At 43.7% G+C, this 18,638-nt stretch carries 16 protein-coding genes; 6 read left to right on the plus strand and 10 right to left on the minus strand.

Annotated features, from left to right (window positions below):
* Positions 1-50: 50 nt before the first annotated feature.
* From asnB to nagA, 4 genes are all read right to left on the minus strand, one after another.
* Entirely contained in the window at positions 51-1,715 is a 1,665-nt protein-coding gene (gene asnB, locus R7Z78_RS16165; RefSeq protein WP_005384979.1) for an asparagine synthase B, read from the minus strand.
* A 230-nt stretch (positions 1,716-1,945) separates the two neighbouring features.
* Positions 1,946-3,535 carry a cation:proton antiporter family protein gene (locus R7Z78_RS16170; RefSeq protein ID WP_005384981.1) on the minus strand — a complete coding sequence of 530 codons (1,590 nt, stop codon included), beginning with the start codon at positions 3,533-3,535 and terminating at the stop codon, positions 1,946-1,948.
* 81 nt (positions 3,536-3,616) lie between these two features.
* Positions 3,617-4,831, minus strand: a complete 1,215-nt coding sequence (gene nagC / locus R7Z78_RS16175) for a DNA-binding transcriptional regulator NagC (protein ID WP_005382105.1) — start codon at positions 4,829-4,831, stop codon at positions 3,617-3,619.
* Positions 4,832-4,833: 2 nt separating this feature from the next.
* Positions 4,834-5,970, minus strand: a complete 1,137-nt coding sequence (nagA, locus tag R7Z78_RS16180; protein ID WP_005384983.1) for an N-acetylglucosamine-6-phosphate deacetylase — start codon at positions 5,968-5,970, stop codon at positions 4,834-4,836.
* A 489-nt stretch (positions 5,971-6,459) separates the two neighbouring features.
* Here nagA and nagE point away from each other — a divergent pair, with 489 nt between their 5' ends.
* Positions 6,460-7,953 carry an N-acetylglucosamine-specific PTS transporter subunit IIBC gene (nagE, locus tag R7Z78_RS16185; RefSeq protein WP_104975952.1) on the plus strand — a complete coding sequence of 498 codons (1,494 nt, stop codon included), beginning with the start codon at positions 6,460-6,462 and terminating at the stop codon, positions 7,951-7,953.
* 276 nt (positions 7,954-8,229) lie between these two features.
* Positions 8,230-9,900, plus strand: coding sequence for a glutamine--tRNA ligase (gene glnS, locus R7Z78_RS16190; protein WP_005382124.1), 1,671 nt, complete (start codon positions 8,230-8,232; stop codon positions 9,898-9,900).
* A 222-nt stretch (positions 9,901-10,122) separates the two neighbouring features.
* Here the strand turns inward: glnS and fcrX are convergent, their stop codons facing one another.
* Positions 10,123-10,572: a ferric iron uptake transcriptional regulator FcrX gene (gene fcrX, locus R7Z78_RS16195; RefSeq protein WP_005382141.1), complete on the minus strand. Its 450-nt coding sequence runs from the start codon at positions 10,570-10,572 to the stop codon at positions 10,123-10,125.
* A 200-nt stretch (positions 10,573-10,772) separates the two neighbouring features.
* Between fcrX and R7Z78_RS16200 the strand changes: the two genes are divergently transcribed.
* Positions 10,773-11,276, plus strand: coding sequence for a DUF4442 domain-containing protein (locus R7Z78_RS16200; protein ID WP_005382144.1), 504 nt, complete (start codon positions 10,773-10,775; stop codon positions 11,274-11,276).
* 52 nt (positions 11,277-11,328) lie between these two features.
* On the opposite strand, the gene fldA is transcribed toward R7Z78_RS16200, so the two are convergent.
* The 3 genes from fldA to R7Z78_RS16215 all read right to left on the minus strand — a co-directional run bounded on the left by fldA (position 11,329) and on the right by R7Z78_RS16215 (position 13,012).
* Positions 11,329-11,862, minus strand: coding sequence for a flavodoxin FldA (gene fldA, locus R7Z78_RS16205; RefSeq protein WP_005382146.1), 534 nt, complete (start codon positions 11,860-11,862; stop codon positions 11,329-11,331).
* 48 nt (positions 11,863-11,910) lie between these two features.
* Complete coding sequence (locus R7Z78_RS16210) at positions 11,911-12,132, minus strand: DUF2788 domain-containing protein (RefSeq protein ID WP_005393038.1); 222 nt, start codon at positions 12,130-12,132, stop codon at positions 11,911-11,913.
* A gap of 112 nt (positions 12,133-12,244) precedes the next feature.
* Entirely contained in the window at positions 12,245-13,012 is a 768-nt protein-coding gene (locus tag R7Z78_RS16215) for an alpha/beta fold hydrolase (RefSeq protein WP_104975953.1), read from the minus strand.
* A gap of 92 nt (positions 13,013-13,104) precedes the next feature.
* Between R7Z78_RS16215 and seqA the strand changes: the two genes are divergently transcribed.
* Entirely contained in the window at positions 13,105-13,647 is a 543-nt protein-coding gene (gene seqA, locus R7Z78_RS16220) for a replication initiation negative regulator SeqA (protein ID WP_005382149.1), read from the plus strand.
* A 92-nt stretch (positions 13,648-13,739) separates the two neighbouring features.
* Positions 13,740-15,386: a phosphoglucomutase (alpha-D-glucose-1,6-bisphosphate-dependent) gene (gene pgm, locus R7Z78_RS16225; protein ID WP_104975954.1), complete on the plus strand. Its 1,647-nt coding sequence runs from the start codon at positions 13,740-13,742 to the stop codon at positions 15,384-15,386.
* 61 nt (positions 15,387-15,447) lie between these two features.
* Here the strand turns inward: pgm and R7Z78_RS16230 are convergent, their stop codons facing one another.
* Positions 15,448-16,221: a DUF1853 family protein gene (locus R7Z78_RS16230; RefSeq protein ID WP_104975955.1), complete on the minus strand. Its 774-nt coding sequence runs from the start codon at positions 16,219-16,221 to the stop codon at positions 15,448-15,450.
* Between the two features lie 232 nt (positions 16,222-16,453).
* Here R7Z78_RS16230 and R7Z78_RS16235 point away from each other — a divergent pair, with 232 nt between their 5' ends.
* Complete coding sequence (locus R7Z78_RS16235) at positions 16,454-17,212, plus strand: Nif3-like dinuclear metal center hexameric protein (RefSeq protein ID WP_005393019.1); 759 nt, start codon at positions 16,454-16,456, stop codon at positions 17,210-17,212.
* A gap of 88 nt (positions 17,213-17,300) precedes the next feature.
* Here the strand turns inward: R7Z78_RS16235 and R7Z78_RS16240 are convergent, their stop codons facing one another.
* Complete coding sequence (locus R7Z78_RS16240; RefSeq protein ID WP_005382163.1) at positions 17,301-18,590, minus strand: citrate synthase; 1,290 nt, start codon at positions 18,588-18,590, stop codon at positions 17,301-17,303.
* Between the last annotated feature and the right edge of the window lie 48 nt (positions 18,591-18,638).

The raw sequence follows: 18,638 nt of genomic DNA on the forward strand, positions 1-18,638 counted from the left end.
TCTGTTTTAAAAGGGTTGGACGAACCAACCCTTATCTTTATCGTAGAGAATTAGTATGAGTCGTTGTGAACGGTCTGTACTGCACGACCTGATGGGTCAACACAGTTTTGGAACGATTCATCCCATTCAATCGCCTTCGCTGAAGAACACGCTACTGAAGGGCCTCCTGGTACACACTCTGCTGCTGATGGAAGTGGGAATAACTCTTCAAAGATTTCACGGTACACGTAGCCTTCTTTTGTCGTTGGCGTGTTGTATGGGAATCGATATTGAGCTGTTTCCATCTGCTGGTCTGTCACTTTCTGTTCTGCTACTTCTTTCAGCGTATCGATCCAGCTGTAGCCAACGCCATCAGAGAACTGCTCTTTTTGACGCCATGCGATCGATTCTGGCAGGTAGTGCTCGAAGCACTCACGAAGGATGTGTTTCTCCATTTTACCGTTGCCACACATCTTGTCTGCTGGGTTCAAGCGCATTGCTACATCAATGAACTCTTTATCTAGGAAAGGTACGCGTCCTTCAACTCCCCATGCTGCCAGCGACTTGTTAGCACGAGCACAGTCGAACATGTTCAGAGCAAGCAGTTTACGCACAGTCTCCTCGTGGAACTCTTTCGCGTTTGGCGCTTTGTGGAAGTAAAGGTAGCCACCAAAGATTTCGTCAGCGCCCTCACCAGACAATACCATCTTGATACCCATCGCTTTGATCTTACGACCCATTAAGAACATAGGTGTTGATGCGCGGATAGTCGTCACGTCATACGTTTCAATGTGGTAAATCACGTCACGAATTGCGTCCAAACCTTCTTGAATCGTGTACGTCATTTCGTGGTGAACGGTACCAATTTGGTCGGCAACTTCGCGAGCGGCTTTCAGGTCAGGCGCGCCTTCTAGGCCAACAGCAAAAGAGTGCAGTTGAGGCCACCAAGCTTCAGACTTTTCATCATCTTCAATACGCATCGCTGCAAAGCGTTTTGCTACCGCAGATGTAATAGAAGAATCTAGACCGCCCGAAAGAAGTACACCGTAAGGCACGTCAGTCATTAGTTGGCGTTTAACAGCCGCTTCTAGCGCTTCAGTCAATTCTTCTTTGCTAGTGCTGTTACCTTGTACTGCTGCGTACTCGTTCCAGTCACGAACATAGTAACGTGTTGGCTCAGTATCTTTAGAGCTGTAATAGCTACCAGGAGGGAATTCACTTACTGTTTTACATACTGGAACAAGAGCCTTCATCTCTGATGCCACATAGTAGTTACCATGCTCATCGTGACCTTGATAAAGAGGGATAATACCAATATGGTCACGTCCGACTAAATACTCATCTTTTTCTTCGTCGTAGAGCACAAAAGCGAAAATACCGTTTAGTTCTTCAAGGAGATCTGCACCCATATCTTGGTAAAGTGCAAGAATGACTTCACAGTCTGAATCGGTTTGAAATTCGTACTTTCCTTCGTAACGAGCACGAATTTCTTTATGGTTGTAGATTTCACCATTGACGGCAAGGATGAGCTTCTTATCAGGGCTGTATAGCGGCTGTGCACCACTATTTAGACCAACAATCGCCAAGCGCTCGTGCGCTAAAATAGCACGCTCTGAAGAGTAAATCCCAGACCAGTCTGGGCCACGGTGACGAAGTTTTTTCGACATCTCTAATGCGATAGGGCGCAATGCGGCTGCATCGCTTTTAATGTCTAAAATGCCAAATACTGAACACATACTACATCCTTACTAAACTAAACAATTTCTAATCGGTATGGTTTAAATTTGCCATTACTAATAAAAAAAGCAACGTTTTGTGATTAAAAAAATGATAAAAGGCCTTGTTGTATGGAAAATATTTAACTCAACCGTTGTTTTGGTGAATGAGATCAAGGTTTGGTACAAAAACTATACAAAAAAGGCTTTCTATCAATAGAAAGCCTTCCGAAAAATATCAGTGCTGTTGCTTATTTAATTGGTGTGAATTTAGGTTGAAGTTGTTTACAGACGTGTCGAGCAAAACCGCTACCAGCTTCACTATAAATATTGAATGCTGCGTCAACGCCATTTTCAAGTAAGCCTTCCAATTGATCTGGGTATTCGGCGATAGCGGCAATTTGCCCCTTATATTTTCTGCGTTTAAGCTGCTCAAGTGCTGTTTGGTTACCTTGATGATGTGGCATTGCAAGCAGAACCAGTTTTACATGACCTGTATCTAAAATTCGCTCCCAGAAATCCGGGTCGGTGGCATCACCAGAAATCACATTTCTTCCTTCTGAACGATGATGATGTGCAGCGTCTTCACGAATTTCTATACCCAATGAAATTTTGCCATAGCGTGAACGTAGCTCATCATAAGCGCCCGTTCCAATACGCCCCATACCTAAGATCAATACTTGGGCATGACCTGGGTTGATGAGTTGGTCGCGTTGATTGAGCTTTTCTACCGCTGTCTCTTGCAGCCACTTACCTGAATGTTGATAAATTTTATGGCTAAGGCGGTTAAGTGGCGCGGAAATTACAAAGGATACCGACACCGCAACCGCAATCGCAGCAAGCATATCACTTGGCATCCAGCCCATTTTATAGGCCAACCCAGCAACAATAAGACCAAACTCACTGTAGTTAAATAGTGATAAAGAGGCGAGCAAAGAGGTACGTACTCGAAACTTAAAATGATTAATAGTGACGAAGTACAAGAGTCCTTTGATTGGTAGCAGTAAGATAAATAGCAGGGCGAGAACGACGCCATTCACGCTCAATGAGGCGGATAAACCAATGTTCAAAAAGAAGCAGACTAAAAAGAGCTCCTTCATATTGAATAATGACTTGGATAGTTCTGAGGCTTTTGGGTGACCTGCGAGTAGCATGCCTAAAATTAGCGCGCCCAAGTCTGGTTTCATCCCGACCAACTCGAATAGCCCAGCACCGACAACAAGCGCGAAGAAAATACCGAATAGCACCAGCATTTCGCCGTGGCCAACTTTATCGAGCAGCTTATAGAATAGGGGACGAAGGAAAGGCAGTGCGAACAAACCGATGGCATACCATTCTGGGACTTTTCCGGTTGAAGCAGTCAGGAATACTACGGCAAAAATATCTTGCATAACCAAGATACCGATCGCGAGTGTGCCGTAGGTCGCGTTCATTTCGCCTTTTTCTTGCAATGCTTTTACGGCAAAAACGGTACTAGAGAACGATAGTGCAAAAGCTAAAAGCAGGATTTGGCTGCCGTCCATACTGGCTAGCGAAGTCAAGCCCAGTAGTTTTAAGCCGGATAACGCTAGGGCAAAAAAAGCGGTAGAGAGTATGTTGTGGGCGGTTGCCCCTCCCCATATTTCTTTGGACAGCAGGGTTTTTACATCGAGTTTGAGTCCAATAGTAAACAGAAGAAGAGTAACACCAAGATCTGCGAGAGTGACAATAACGTCATTGCTTTGGTAACCAAATGCATGCAAGCCAAATCCAGCTAGTAGAAAACCAACGAGGGGAGGGAGGCTGCATTTAAGCGCAATAAAACCAGCTAAAAAAGCGGCTGTAATTAGAATAATTTCCATACTGTTGAGCTGTATTCCTGATATACAAAAACGGGCTGTGAAAACACAGCCCGAGATTGTAACTCAATTGGTTGTATAAACTTAGTCTTCCAGTAACTTTTGTAACAAAACTCCGTTTAGCATAGCGCGTTTAATCATCGCAAATGCGCCCATCGTTGGCTGCTTATCAATGTGAGAAGCCACGATAGGGAGGTCGTTATGGAAAGTTTTAAGAGATTGATTCTCTACGTTGCGTTGAATTGCAGGGAAAACAATATCTTGTGCTGCAGTAATATCGCCAGCAATTACAATTTTCTGTGGATTAAATAAGTTAACCGTAATCGCAATCGCTTTACCTAGCTGGTTGCCCACTCGCACTAAACTCTGTTTCGCAAGTTCATCACCATTCATTGCGTGCTGACATACCGCTTCAATTGTGATGTTTTCAAGGTCGGTTAAGCTTGATTCGTATCCTTGAGTAATCAGTTGCTTCACTCGTTGAATAATCGCTGGGTTTGCAGCTACGGTTTCTAAACAGCCAAAGTTTCCACATTGGCATTGCTCACCAAGCGGGTCAATTTGGATATGACCAATTTCACCGACGTTGCGGTTAAAACCAAGAAAAACCTGGCCGTTAACGATAATACCTGCGCCAGTACCGCGGTGGACGCTAACCAAAATAGAATCCTGGCAGTCTTGGCTTGCTCCAAAGTAGTGCTCAGCCAACGCCATGCCACGTACGTCGTTGCCAACAAAGCATGCTGTATTAAACTTCTCTCCAACAATTTCACCGAGAGCAAGATTATCGATATCGGTATTAGGCATGTATTCGACCACGCCAGTTGTTGGGTTAACAAGGCCCGGTAAAGTGATGCCGATAGCGATGAGTTGATCAATTTTGTCTTCGCAACGGCTTACGAAATCTTTTAATAAATCGATAAGCCCTGCGATTAAGTCTGCTTGGTTAGTGTAGTGCAATTCATGCTGATCTTCTGCCAGCGCGGTACCACCTAAATCGTATAAACTGAACTGTACGTAATCTCGACCTAAGCGAACGGCAATCGAATGAAAAGGTTTGACTTCAGTAGTCAAAGAGATCGCACGACGACCACCAGTTGAAGCTTGTTGGGCGACCTCCTTAATAAGGCCGCGCTCTAAAAGTTGGCGGGTTATTTTGGTAACACTAGCAGGCGCGAGCTGACTCACGTCCGCGACTTGAATACGGGAGATAGGACCTTGCTGATCAATCAGCCTATATACCGCAGCGCTGTTAAGCTGTTTTACTAAATCTACATTACCAATCTGTCCGCCATTCATGCTTAATTTTGCTCGTATTGTCCGTTAACAACCGTCGCTTTTACTTTAAAGTCACGATCGAAAATAGTCAGGTTTGCAACCATCCCTTTTCGAACTCGGCCAAGGCGATCCTCAACACCAATTGCTGTTGCTGGGTATAACGTGGCCATTCGTAGAGCTTCGTCTAAAGCGATCCCCGCGTGCTCAACTGAATTCTGAACTGCTTCAATCATTGTCAAAGCTGAGCCGCCTAGCGTGCCATTTTCATCAACACACTTACCATCTCGGTAATATACTTTCTTACCGACAAAAATAAAGTGATCAATGTTAGCACCTGCTGGAGCTGTGGCATCCGTCACCAAAACAAGCTTTTCACCTTTGATTTTATGAGCAATTCGGATGTTTGCGTAGTCGACGTGAAAACCATCAGCAATAATGCCAGCGTATACGTCAGGAGTATCGTAAATTGCACCAACAACTCCTGGTTCACGACCAACCATTGGTGTCATTGCATTAAAGAGGTGTGTGGCAAAAGTAATGCCTGCTTCAAAGCTTTTACGTGCTTCGGCGTAGGTTGCATTTGTGTGGCCAATTGAAACCACGATGCCAGCAGCCTTTAATCGCGCAATATGCTCTGGGTCGTTATGCTCAGGTGCTAGCGTTACTTTCGCTACGATATCGGCGTTTGCGCAGATAAGGTCGATCATGCTTTCGTCTGATGGGCGAATAAAATCGACGTTATGGATGCCTTTTTTCGCGACGTTAAGGTAAGGACCTTCGAGGTGTAAACCAAGCGATTGATTTTGATACTTGTTGTGGTACTCACGAGCTGCGGCAATTGCAGTTCGCATATCTTCATCAGATGACGTAATGAGTGTTGGCAGGAAGCTAGTACAGCCAGATTTGAGGTTTGCCTGGTGCATGATTTGCATGGTTTCAGGGGTAATTGCATCGTTTAGCATTACACCGCCACAACCGTTCAACTGCAGATCGATAAAGCCTGGACTTAGATTAGCGCCTGCAAGGTCTTTTACTTCGATGCTTTGAGGTAGCTCAGAAACCGGCACAATAGATTGAATAAGATCGTTTTCGATGATGACCGCATGATCGGTAAGAACATCACTACCGGTATAAATTTTACAGTTACTTAGCGCGTACATAGTCAGCTAGTCCTTATAGATGAGAATTCAATTTCTATATCGTTATCTAAGTAGAGACTGCTTCAGTCATATGGGTACTTAGTTTGTATCACTGAATTAGATAACGAGTCACATACAGCAAGTCGCGTTTTATCGATGTTATTGTCATAGTAACTAACTGAAAAGTAATAATTGTATGGTTTTTTATGATTCTTTTTCAGAGCAAAGTTACAGTGATTTACCCGCCTAGATACCAAAATAACACTGATTCTGCCTTGCATAAAGTGCGAGAATATTATCTTTAAAACGCCATTTTTTCGTATAATAAAATAAGTTTTATGATCTCGCTAGCAAAAACCTTCCGAAAGGGCAAATTGTGGTGATTATGATCACAAACGGTGAGCTTTTAATTTGCGGAGCAAAATTAATATCATAAACTTAGGATGACTAAATTGGACGGCTGAAATAAGTCATTCAACATAACATCTAATCCTATAGGGGGAACTTAAGGTGAACATTCTCGGATACTTCCAGAAGGTGGGTAAGGCGCTTATGGTGCCGGTTGCCACACTTCCTGCAGCAGCAATACTCATGGGTATTGGCTACTGGATCGACCCAAATGGCTGGGGCGCAAACAGTGCACTTGCTGCATTTCTTATTAAAGCTGGTGCAGCGATCATTGACAACATGTCAGTATTGTTCGCTGTTGGTGTTGCTTACGGAATGTCTAAAGACAAAGATGGCGCCGCTGCACTTTCAGGCTTCGTGGGCTTCTTAGTTGTCACAACGCTTTTGGCCCCTGGTGCAGTATCACAAATTCAAGGCATTGACCCAAGTGAAGTACCTGCTGCATTTGGTAAAATCAATAACCAGTTCGTCGGTATCTTGGTTGGTATTGTTTCTGCTGAGTTGTACAACCGTTTTTCTCACGTAGAGCTGCACAAAGCACTGGCGTTTTTCTCTGGTAAGCGTCTTGTACCTATCCTAACGTCTTTTGCTGGTATCGTTATTGCGTTCATCCTGATGTACGTTTGGCCATCAGTTTACGGCGGTCTGGTCAGTTTTGGCGAAAGCATTCAAGGTATGGGTGAAGCAGGTGCAGGTGTTTACGCATTCTTCAACCGTCTTCTAATTCCTGTTGGTCTGCACCATGCACTAAACTCAGTGTTCTGGTTTGATGTTGCTGGTATTAATGACATTCCAAACTTCCTTGGCGGTGCGAAATCATTAGCTGAAGGCACGGCAACGGTAGGTGTTACGGGGATGTACCAAGCGGGCTTCTTCCCAATCATGATGTTTGGTTTACCAGGCGCTGCTCTAGCGATGTACCATACTGCGAAATCAAAGAATAAAGAGAAAGTGGCATCTATCATGATTGCGGCTGCGTTTGCTTCATTCTTTACAGGTGTAACAGAACCACTTGAATTTGCATTCATGTTCCTTGCTCCAGGACTGTACGTTCTTCACGCAGCGCTGACTGGTCTATCAGTTTATATCGCGGCATCAATGCAGTGGATTGCAGGTTTCGGTTTCTCTGCTGGTCTAGTCGACTTAGTATTGTCAACTCGTAACCCGCTAGCGGTAAACTGGTACATGCTCATTGTACAAGGCCTTGGTTTCTTTGCGGTTTACTACTTCGTGTTCCGTACCGTGATTGTTAAGTTTGGCCTTAAAACACCGGGACGTGAAGATGATGAAGAATCTTCATCTAACGTGGCTGGCTCAAGCAACTCTTCTGAGCTCGCTCGTCAGTACTTGAAAGCACTTGGCGGTCATGACAACCTAAGTTCTATCGATGCCTGTATTACTCGTTTGCGCCTTTCTGTGAAAGATATGAGCGTTATCAATGAGAAAACTCTGAAAGATCTTGGAGCTATGGGAGTTGTGAAGCTAGGTACAAACAACCTACAAGTTATCCTTGGTCCTCTAGCAGAGATTGTTGCTGGTGAGATGAAGAATGTATCTAAAGATGAAGACTTAAGTGGTGTTCAGCTACCAGCTTAACTGTTTAATAGTGGTGTGATTGTTTGTTATTGGTATTGCAAACAATTGATACTACAACATCGCAAAAGGCCTCCGCAGGAGGCCTTTTTTCGTTTAGGCCCTTTGAATCTGCTTTGCTTTCACGCTAACTCGATAAATATTGTCGTTTTAGAGCGAGTTCTTGTTGTCTAATTGCTTAGAATTGTGGATCATTAGGAACAATGTACTCTGTGAAACCATACTTGGATACAGAGTTCCGTTTTCTCTGACAATACTAATATTTTTGAGGTGCTATAGATGAGTGAAGCTGATGCTCGTCCATCAAACTTTATTCGCCAGATCATTGATAAAGATCTAGCGGATGGTAAACACACTAGCGTGCATACTCGATTCCCGCCGGAGCCAAATGGCTACCTGCATATCGGTCATGCTAAGTCTATCTGTTTGAACTTCGGTATTGCTCAGGACTACCAGGGTCAATGTAATCTGCGTTTCGACGATACAAACCCTGAAAAAGAAGACATCGAATACGTTGAGTCTATCAAGAAAGATGTAAACTGGTTGGGCTTTGAGTGGAGTGGTGAAGTATGTTACTCATCAAACTACTTCGATAAGCTTTACGAATATGCAATTGAATTGATTAACAAAGGCTTAGCGTACGTAGATGAGCTAAGTCCAGAGCAAATTCGTGAATACCGCGGCACACTAAAGGCGCCAGGTAAACCAAGTCCATACCGTGACCGTTCTGTTGAAGAGAACTTGGCGTTGTTTGAAAAAATGCGCGCTGGTGAATTTGAAGAAGGTAAAGCGTGTCTTCGTGCTAAAATCGACATGGGTTCTTCATTCATGGTCATGCGCGATCCAGTTTTATACCGAGTGCGTTTTGCTACGCACCACCAAACTGGTGATAAGTGGTGCATTTACCCAATGTACGACTTTACGCACTGTATTTCTGATGCATTAGAAGGCATTACGCACTCTATTTGTACGCTTGAATTCATGGATAACCGTCGTCTGTACGATTGGGTTCTAGACAACATCACGATCGAAAGCCGTCCACATCAATACGAGTTCAGTCGTTTAAACCTTGAATACACAGTGATGTCTAAGCGTAAGCTTAACCAGCTAGTTACTGAAAAACTGGTTAATGGTTGGGATGATCCACGTATGCCGACTGTCTCAGGTCTGCGTCGTCGTGGCTTCACACCTGCATCTATTCGTGAGTTTTGTAAGCGTATTGGTGTAACGAAGCAAGAAAATATGATCGAGTTTAGTTCATTAGAATCTTGTATTCGTGATGACCTAAACGAGAACGCTCCGCGTGCAATGGCTGTACTGGATCCTGTTAAAGTTGTTATCGAAAACTTTGAAGCAGGCGCAGTAGAAAACTTGACAGTTGCCAACCACCCAAATAAACCTGAAATGGGCGTGCGTGAAGTGCCATTCACGCGTGAACTGTGGATTGAGCGTGAAGACTTCCGTGAAGAAGCGAACAAAAAGTACAAGCGTTTAGTGCTAGGTAAAGAAGTTCGTTTACGTGGTGCTTACGTGATCAAAGCTGAGCGCGTTGAAAAAGATGCCGAAGGCAACATCACAACGATCTTCTGTTCTTACGATGCAGATACGCTAGGTAAAAACCCAGCAGATGGTCGTAAAGTGAAAGGCGTTATTCATTGGGTGTCAGCTGATAAAGCTCTTCCAGCGGAAATTCGTCTGTACGATCGTTTATTTACGGTGCCAAACCCAGGCGCAGCGGAAGATTTTGCTTCTACTATCAACCCTGAATCATTAGTTGTGATCAATGGCTTCGTCGAGCCTAGCCTAGCTTCTGCAGAAGCAGAAAAAGGTTACCAGTTTGAACGTATGGGTTACTTCTGTGCAGACTCGAAAGACTCTTCAGCAGATAATCTAGTATTCAACCGCACGGTTGGTCTACGTGATACCTGGGCAAAAATTGAGAATCAATAATCTCAATTAATGCTGAGAACGATGAAAAAATGCCAGCAAACGCTGGCATTTTTTATACCTAATCCCACAGAGTGCTATATAGATGTGCAAAACTGTGGAGAAAAAAGATGGGTGTTTAGTAGCTTTTGTTCTGTAACCAAAGTACTGACGTCTAAGGTACTGACTTCTAGAAACAAAAAACGCCAGCATGTGCTGACGTTTACTTTTTAAATTAACAAACCCTTATTTTTTCGGTTTGTGTGCATCTGGATTGTCTTTACAACCACCATCGCTACACTTGCCGTACAAGTATAAGCTGTGGTTTGTTAGTGTGACATTGTACTTAGCTGCAATCTCTTTTTGACGTTCTTCAATAAGATCGTCAGAAAATTCAATTACCTCACCACAGTCTAGGCACACTAGGTGGTCGTGGTGATGTTGAGTCGATAATTCGAAGACTGACTTTCCACCTTCAAAGTGGTGACGAGTTACAATACCAGCATCGTCGAACTGGTTTAGAACTCGGTAAACAGTTGCTAGGCCAATTTCTTCACCTAGATCAATCAACTTTTTGTACAAATCTTCAGCACTGATGTGCTGGCAGTCTGGCTGCTGAAGTACTTCTAGAATTTTTAGCCTCGGAAGGGTTACTTTTAAACCCGCATCCTTCAGCGCCTGATTATTATCTGACATATACTTTCCCGTTGGATCATCTGCAGCGATTTAACAGAATTCAATCTTCCTACCATTATAGGATAAGCGTTCGGAACATTAAACCACGAACTTCAAAGGGTTAATAGAATCTTTTTGTAAATTAGAAACAGGTCCATTATATTACAGCTCTGACCAGTTACAATTGTGTAACATTAAGCTTGGAGAGGGCAGGGATAGCGATGAATAGGCGACTAGCGAAGATATACAAACCAGGAATTGTAAAGTTCGCACTCAATATTTGGCCTCCTTTTTGGGGGGCGGGTATTAAAATCTTACATATTTCTCAAGACTTCCGTACTGTAAAGGTACGTTTAAAGCTTCGCTGGTGGAATAAAAATGCCAATCGCACCCAATATGGCGGCAGTATTTTCTCTTTAACTGATCCTATTTACTCGTTGATGCTGATGGGGATTCTACGAGAGGAATATTATGTGTGGGATAAAGAGGCAAGCATTAACTTTATTAAGCCGGGGCAAAGTGATTTGTTTGCAGAATTTGAGGTCACTGAAGGGATGCTGGAAAACATTTATCAAATGACACGGAATGGAGAAAAGTGTTTTCCTGAGTTTATTACTCATGTAAAAGATAAACAGGGGAATGTGGTTTCAGAGGTTCAACGCAAGCTTTATGTAAGAAAGAAACCTCAGTATCGCGAAGAGGAAGTACTTACCGATGCTGTGTGACAATACATACAAAAAGACCTCCAAGTGGAGGTCTTTGTATCATTCAATTTGATTAGCCTTCTAGCTCAGCTAAACACATCTCTTCATAGATCTGTTTAACCCAGCTTTCAACACGCTCGTCAGTCAATTCTGGTTGGCGGTCTTCATCAATACATAGACCTACGAATTGGCTTTCGTCACCTTCAACAAGTGCTTTAGACGCTTCAAATTCGTAGCCTTCTGTCGAGGTATGGCCAAGAATTGTGCCGCCTTTAGATTCAACGATATCACGGACTGTGCCCATCGCGTCACAGAAGTATTCTGCGTAGTCTTCTTGGTCGCCACAGCCAAAGATAGCCACTAGCTTAGTAGAGAAGTCGATTTGCTCAAGCTCAGGGAAGAAGTCATCCCAATCACATTGTGCTTCGCCGTAGTACCAAGTTGGGATACCTAGAAGAAGAAGATCGAAGTTATCAATGTCTTCTTTGCTGCTTTTCGCGATGTCTTGAACGTGAACTAGATGTTTACCTAGTTGCTTTTGAATCATCTTTGCAACGGCTTCAGTATTACCTGTGTCGCTACCGAAGAAGATACCTACACTTGCCATAGAGTCTATACCTTTACATTGTTTGTTATTGGCGATGCTACTAAGGGTTTAACCTAACCCTGAGCCTTCCCAAGTTAGCTGAATTACACCTTTTGCAATAAAGCCAGCACAGCCTAGGAAAAGGACTAACCACACAATACGACGACCAAAAACAGGTACATTGCCTTGCTTTAGTACATCTTTTATCGCCATCCCGATGAAAAAAAAGATAGCAGCAAAAAGAAGATCGAGTCCAATAGACTCGAGCATATCCATATAGTCGTAAAGCATTTTAGCCCTTCATGCCGAAAAATCTTGGGCGCACTATACCACTGTTAAACGGTAAAGTTAATGCACTACAAGAAGGGTTATTTCAATAATCTAGTGTTGCTTTTCGAATTTGTTAACTCGAAATGTATTTTCGAATGACTCTCATTACTTCTGTCGGTTTCTCGGCGTGTAACCAGTGACCAGTGCCAGCGATAATGTGTGCTTTAGCATGGTTAAATTGTCGCTTCACTGCCGGCTGATGTTCTGGCATTAAGTAGTCAGAGTCGCCGCCTTTGATAAATAAAGTTGGGATATCTGTTGGTGTGATTTCTTGCCAGCCAATAATTTGGTCATAATTCTCAAAAAGGCTCGGTACGTTAAACCGCCAATCCATCTTATCGCCATTTTTGTACAGTGATTTAGAGAGAAATTGTCTTACACCATCGAGTTCAATATGTTGAGCTAGGATATCCATGGCTTGCTGTCGATTTGCTGGTTTTTCATTAACAACAGCATGTAAGCCGTTAAAAACATTATCGTGACGGTTCGTAGTGTAGGCAACAGGCGCCATGTCGAGAACGACTAACTGCTTGACTACATTTGGCGCAATGTCCACAAGAGCCATCGCGACTTTTCCGCCCATGGAGTGACCAATAACAATAGATGGCTCAACGTTTAAGTGCTGAAGGAGCTGAGCCACATCTTTTGCCATATCGGTATAGTTATGGACTTCGGAGTGGAAAGAGAGGCCGTGATTTCTCAGATCAATACTGATCACCGTGTGATCTTTAATAAGATCGCGGGCGAGTAGACCCAGATTACTTAAACTACCAAACAATCCGTGAATCAAAACAACTGTTTGGCCTTGGCCTTCCTGCTTATAGTTGAGTAATGCTGACATTTTATCTTATTCGTGATGGGTTTAACGTGGAGTATCCGCGTGGATCTCGTTATAATCCCCCAGAGTTTAAACATTGAGAATGTGAAAAGCGAATGAAAACAATTGAGGTTGATGAGGATCTATACCGTTATATAGCTAGTCAAACTAAGCATATCGGTGAAAGCGCCTCGGATATTTTGCGACGCCTTTTAAACCTTGATGGTCAGTTGCAGGAAGCTAAAGCCGCGCCTGTAGTAGAGAAGCCACAAGGGATTGTAGTAAGTAAAGATGCGGGTAAAACGGAATCTGTTGATGTAGTGAAAGAAATGCGTTCGCTGCTTATTTCTGATGAGTTTGCCGGTCTAAAAAAAGCGATTGATCGCTTTATGTTGGTATTATCGACCTTACATAAATTGAATCCAGAAGGTTTCGCCCAGGCTACGAATGTAAAAGGACGCAAACGCGTGTACTTTGCAGATAATGAAGAAACCTTGCTAGCAAACGGTAATACGACCAAGCCAAAAGCCATTCCTGGCACACCGTTTTGGGTTATCACGAATAACAATACAAGTCGTAAAAGACAGATGGTTGAACAAGTGATGGCACACATGGGGTTCCAACCTGACTTAATAGAAAAAGTAACAGGTTCAATCTAAGAAACCTGATAGAAGCCTCATAATGCGTCGCAGTGAGCGGATATTATGAGGCTTTTTTAATTTTATTTGTATTGAAAGAAAGGATGTCAAACATGGCTATGCACCCTCGTGCTGGGCAAAAAGCGCAGCAGGAAGATCTTCACAATATCCCAGCACTCGTTGCTAACTACTTCTTACTTCAACCAGACGCGGCAAACGCAGAACACAAAGTTCAATTTGGTACTTCTGGCCACCGCGGTACTGCAGACAAGCACACTTTTAACGAAAACCACATTTTAGCGATCGCTCAAGCGGTAGCAGAAGTTCGTGCTGAGCAAGGCACAACTGGCCCGTTGTTTGTGGGTAAAGACACGCATGCGCTATCTGAGCCTGCTTTCTCAAGTGTGATTGAAGTACTGATTGCAAACGGTGTGAAAGTGATTGTCCAACAAGACAACGGTTACACGCCAACACCGGGTATTTCACACGCGATTCTGACTTACAACATCAAACACGATGAAAAAGCAGACGGTATCGTTATTACCCCATCACATAACCCACCACAAGACGGCGGTATCAAATACAATCCGACACATGGTGGTCCTGCAGAAGCTGAGTTGACTCAAGCTATCGAAGATCGTGCGAACGAATTGATTGCTGGAGGTTTACAAGGTGTTAAACGCCTACCACTAGCAGAAGCAAAAGCATCGGATCTGTTTGTAGAGATGGACTTGGTGAAGCCATACATCGATGACCTGGTGAACGTTATTGATATGGAAGCAATCCAAAAAGCGAACCTGAAGATTGGTGTAGATCCATTGGGTGGCAGCGGTATCGATTACTGGCGTCAAATTGGTCAGGCATACAACCTAGACCTAACGCTAGTAAGTGAATCGATCGATCCTTCTTTCCAATTCATGTCGCTAGATAAAGACGGCGTTGTGCGTATGGACTGTTCTTCTCCTTACGCAATGGCGGGTCTATTGGCACTGAAAGACGAATACGATTTAGCATTTGGTAACGATCCTGACTACGACCGTCACGGTATCGTTACGCCAAAAGGTTTGATGAACCCGAACCACTTCTTAGCCGTTTGTATTGACTACTTGTACCGTCATCGTGACGCGTGGGGTAAAGATGTCGCTGTTGGTAAAACACTAGTTTCAAGTGCGCTGATTGACCGTGTTGTTGCGGATCTAGGTCGTGAGCTATGTGAAGTGCCTGTTGGTTTCAAATGGTTTGTAGACGGTCTGTACACTGGTAAGTTTGGTTTCGGCGGCGAAGAAAGTGCTGGTGCGTCTTTCCTTCGTAAAGATGGCACGCCTTGGTCAACAGACAAAGATGGCATCTTGCTATGCCTTCTAGCAGCAGAGATCACTGCGGTAACGGGTAAGAACCCACAAGATTACTATGAAGAGCTAGCGGCGAAGCACGGTGAGTCGAAGTACAACCGTATTCAAGCTGTAGCAAATGGCCCACAAAAAGACGTATTGAAGAAGTTGTCACCAGAAATGGTTGCGGCTGAAACTCTAGCAGGTGATGAGATCACTGCTCGTCTAACGCATGCACCAGGCAATGGTGCTGCGATTGGTGGCCTTAAAGTAACGACAGCTAACGGTTGGTTCGCTGCTCGTCCATCAGGCACAGAGGACATCTACAAGATTTACTGTGAAAGCTTCAAAGGTGAAGAGCACCTAAAACAAATCGAAGTAGAAGCACAAGAGATCGTTAATCAAGTGTTTGCAGCCGCTGGTTTGTAAAACATCCAATGGTCAATGTATCTAGCAAAGGGTTGATGTGAAAACATCAACCCTTTCATGTTTAAGTGCCCCGAACCGCTTTATCTCCGGGCCATGAATCTGGTACCACAAACCAGAATTGACCGTCTTCCGTTTGTGCGTGTATGAATCGATCTAAAGGATTTTCAATAGGTTGAGAGAAATCGTCTGTACCGGTCGCCCAGCATGGTTTATGTAAATGATAAAGGGGTTTACTAATTAAATCCCATTGACTTTGATAGCACCAGTAACCACTAATCTGACTTGGATTTAATTCATAACCCAAGCACTCCTTAGGAGTTGGCTCTGGAGTAAACGGATTAATATAGAGTCGTCCTTGCATCATTAGGCGCTCTTCTGGAGAGTCGTTTAAAGGAATTATTTTTTGAAATTCCGGGCGATCGCTCATTTTCAGTTGATGCGTGAGCATTCTATCCAATTTCGCATGTAACTGGTCGTGAGCATTCGGGCCATACCAAATGCCGTTGTAAAGAAGATAAAACTTAATCGCCACTTCCCAATGTTCTATCTGATTTGATTCTGTATTCCGCAACACCAAATCTATAGCACCAATGGTCTTACCTTCGATGTCGTTTAACTGAACCTCTTCCGCGATAACCTGATATCGTTCTGAACTAGAGAGAACTGCAGTGCATAAGTGCTGATATAAAAAGCCCAATCTTGGATTACCATTGTATTGCTCAGTGTTCTTTAAAGGCGTTACCGTAAGATCCTCTAAGGTTGCAAACGGAGGGCGTAACTTGAAAAGAGGAGGTGAAGTGGCGATCCATTGGTAAAAGCGTTGCAGTTGGTTCATCCGTATCCCTAAATGTATGGTGAGGCGACAAGCTTTGTTATTGTAACTAAATTTGCTTTTGAGGGTAGGGTGGCTAGCATCGATATTAGGGTTCGAGATACACTTTAAATACCTAAATGATATCAAGGTGCCAGATGTCAAAACGTTGTTGTATCAACTAGGTTGCACACTCTCGGTCTGATTTCATCGAGAGGTTATTTAGGTTTACATGCGCTAGAAATTGGAAGTAATAATGAATAACTTAAAGCTAGAACAGATTCTTAATGACAAACTGTCACCGCAGTTAATTAAAGATTACGCACCAAACGGGTTACAGGTAGAAGGGACGCCAGCCGTAAAGCGTATTATCACTGGCGTAACCGCCTCTCAAGCCTTAATCGATAAAGCGATTGAGCTTAATGCAGACGCATTACTCGTTCATCACGGTTATTTTTGGAAAGGTGAACCTGAGCCAATTCGTGGTATGAAAGGTAAACGAATTCGTAGTCTGATCAAAAACGATATCAACTTATATGGTTATCACCTTCCTCTGGATATTCACCCAGAGCTAGGCAACAACGCCGAATTAGCTCGCTTACTTGAAATCGAAGTAGAAGGTGGACTTGAAGGACACCCTCAATCAGTAGCCATGTTTGGACGCTTGAAAAAACCGATGTCTGGTGCTGAGTTTGCGAGCAAGATCAATCAAGTTCTTGATAGAGAACCACTGCATATTGCTCCAGAGAATACCGATAAGATGATTGAGACAGTCGGTTGGTGCACTGGTGGAGGGCAAGATTTCATTGAACTTGCTGTACAACACGGGCTGGATGCATTTATCTCTGGAGAAATTTCAGAGCGTACCACTTATACCGCTCGTGAAATGGACATTCATTACTTTGCTGCAGGTCATCATGCTACTGAGCGTTATGGTGTTCAGGCTTTAGGAAAATGGCTAGCGGATGAATATGGCCTACATGTGGAGTTTATCGATATTGATAATCCGGTTTAGTGTTCGCTATTCATAACGTGAAACGCTGAAAAGAAAAAAGGGTTGAGACAAAATCTCAACCCTTTTGTTTATCTTCTAACTAAAAAGATCATTCACGTTCGTGAAGTGGAGAAAACTCACGCTGTGTCTCACCAGTGTATAGCTGACGAGGACGACCGATGCGGTTCAGTGGATCGCTGTGCATTTCGTTCCAGTGAGCAATCCAGCCGATGGTACGAGAAATCGCGAAGATAACCGTAAACATAGAAACTGGAATACCAATCGCTTTAAGAATGATACCTGAGTAGAAGTCTACGTTCGGGTACAGCTTCTTAGAAACGAAGTACTCATCAGAAAGCGCAATGCGCTCAAGTTCCATTGCAACGTCTAGCAGAGGGTCTTGAATGTTTAGCTCTTTGAGAACTTCATGACACGTTTCGCGCATTACTGTCGCACGTGGGTCGTAGTTCTTGTAAACGCGGTGACCAAAGCCCATTAAGCGGAATGGGTCATCTTTGTCTTTCGCGCGGTCTACATATTCAGGGATGTTATCGACGCTGCCAATCTCTTCTAGCATTCTCAAGCAGGCTTCGTTTGCACCACCGTGAGCAGGTCCCCAAAGGGATGCAATACCAGCGGCAATACATGCAAATGGGTTCGCACCAGAAGAGCCAGCTAGGCGTACAGTTGATGTCGACGCATTCTGTTCATGATCCGCGTGTAGAGTGAAAATCTTATCCATCGCACGGGCAACCACAGGATTTACTTCATATTCTTCGCAAGGATTTGCGAACATCATATGCAAGAAGTTCTCAGCGTAGCTAAGGTCGTTACGAGGGTAAATAAATGGCTGACCGATAGAGTATTTGTAACACATCGCCGCCAGTGTTGGCATTTTTGACAGCAGACGGTACGCTGCAATTTCGCGGTGTTCGTCGTTGTTAATGTCAAGAGAGTCGTGATAGAAGGCTGCAAGTGCTCCAACTACACCACACATTACCGCCATTGGGTGTGCATCGCGTCGGAAGCCATGGAAAAAGCTTGCGATTTGCTCGTGTACCATTGTGTGACGAGTAACGGTCGTTTTGAATTGCTCGTATTGTTCTCGGGTAGGGGCTTCACCATAAAGAAGGATGTAACATACTTCTAAGTAATCTGCGTTATTGGCTAATTGATCAATCGGGAAACCGCGGTGCAAAAGAATACCTTTGCCGCCATCGATGTACGTGATTGATGATTCACAAGATGCAGTGGCAAGAAAACCTGGGTCAAAAGTAAAGTAACCATTGGCTCCCAGCTTACGAACGTCAATTACAGGTGTACCTAGCGTACCGTCCATAATTGGCAGTTCGATTGGCGCTTGACCTTCAACATGAAGGGTCGCTTTCTTATCCGCCATAACAATCTCCTTTGTTTATTATTTAATCCGTCCAGGATGTTTATGTGC

The sequence above is a fragment of the Vibrio sp. 1167 genome, assembly GCF_033340375.1.
In the GTDB taxonomy this organism is placed as follows: domain Bacteria; phylum Pseudomonadota; class Gammaproteobacteria; order Enterobacterales; family Vibrionaceae; genus Vibrio; species Vibrio alginolyticus.

What these genes read in the sequence shown, in the direction of transcription:
- asnB (WP_005384979.1), bottom strand. Translation starts at nt 1,715, where the DNA reads ATGTGTTCAGTATTTGGCATTTTAGACATTAAAAGCGATGCAGCCGCA.
- R7Z78_RS16170 (WP_005384981.1), bottom strand. Translation starts at nt 3,535, where the DNA reads ATGGAAATTATTCTAATTACAGCCGCTTTTTTAGCTGGTTTTATTGCG.
- nagC (WP_005382105.1), bottom strand. Translation starts at nt 4,831, where the DNA reads ATGAATGGCGGACAGATTGGTAATGTAGATTTAGTAAAACAGCTTAAC.
- nagA (WP_005384983.1), bottom strand. Translation starts at nt 5,970, where the DNA reads ATGTACGCGCTAAGTAACTGTAAAATTTATACCGGTAGTGATGTTCTT.
- glnS (WP_005382124.1), top strand. Translation starts at nt 8,230, where the DNA reads ATGAGTGAAGCTGATGCTCGTCCATCAAACTTTATTCGCCAGATCATT.
- fcrX (WP_005382141.1), bottom strand. Translation starts at nt 10,572, where the DNA reads ATGTCAGATAATAATCAGGCGCTGAAGGATGCGGGTTTAAAAGTAACC.
- R7Z78_RS16200 (WP_005382144.1), top strand. Translation starts at nt 10,773, where the DNA reads ATGAATAGGCGACTAGCGAAGATATACAAACCAGGAATTGTAAAGTTC.
- fldA (WP_005382146.1), bottom strand. Translation starts at nt 11,862, where the DNA reads ATGGCAAGTGTAGGTATCTTCTTCGGTAGCGACACAGGTAATACTGAA.
- R7Z78_RS16210 (WP_005393038.1), bottom strand. Translation starts at nt 12,132, where the DNA reads ATGCTTTACGACTATATGGATATGCTCGAGTCTATTGGACTCGATCTT.
- R7Z78_RS16215 (WP_104975953.1), bottom strand. Translation starts at nt 13,012, where the DNA reads ATGTCAGCATTACTCAACTATAAGCAGGAAGGCCAAGGCCAAACAGTT.
- seqA (WP_005382149.1), top strand. Translation starts at nt 13,105, where the DNA reads ATGAAAACAATTGAGGTTGATGAGGATCTATACCGTTATATAGCTAGT.
- pgm (WP_104975954.1), top strand. Translation starts at nt 13,740, where the DNA reads ATGGCTATGCACCCTCGTGCTGGGCAAAAAGCGCAGCAGGAAGATCTT.
- R7Z78_RS16230 (WP_104975955.1), bottom strand. Translation starts at nt 16,221, where the DNA reads ATGAACCAACTGCAACGCTTTTACCAATGGATCGCCACTTCACCTCCT.
- R7Z78_RS16235 (WP_005393019.1), top strand. Translation starts at nt 16,454, where the DNA reads ATGAATAACTTAAAGCTAGAACAGATTCTTAATGACAAACTGTCACCG.
- R7Z78_RS16240 (WP_005382163.1), bottom strand. Translation starts at nt 18,590, where the DNA reads ATGGCGGATAAGAAAGCGACCCTTCATGTTGAAGGTCAAGCGCCAATC.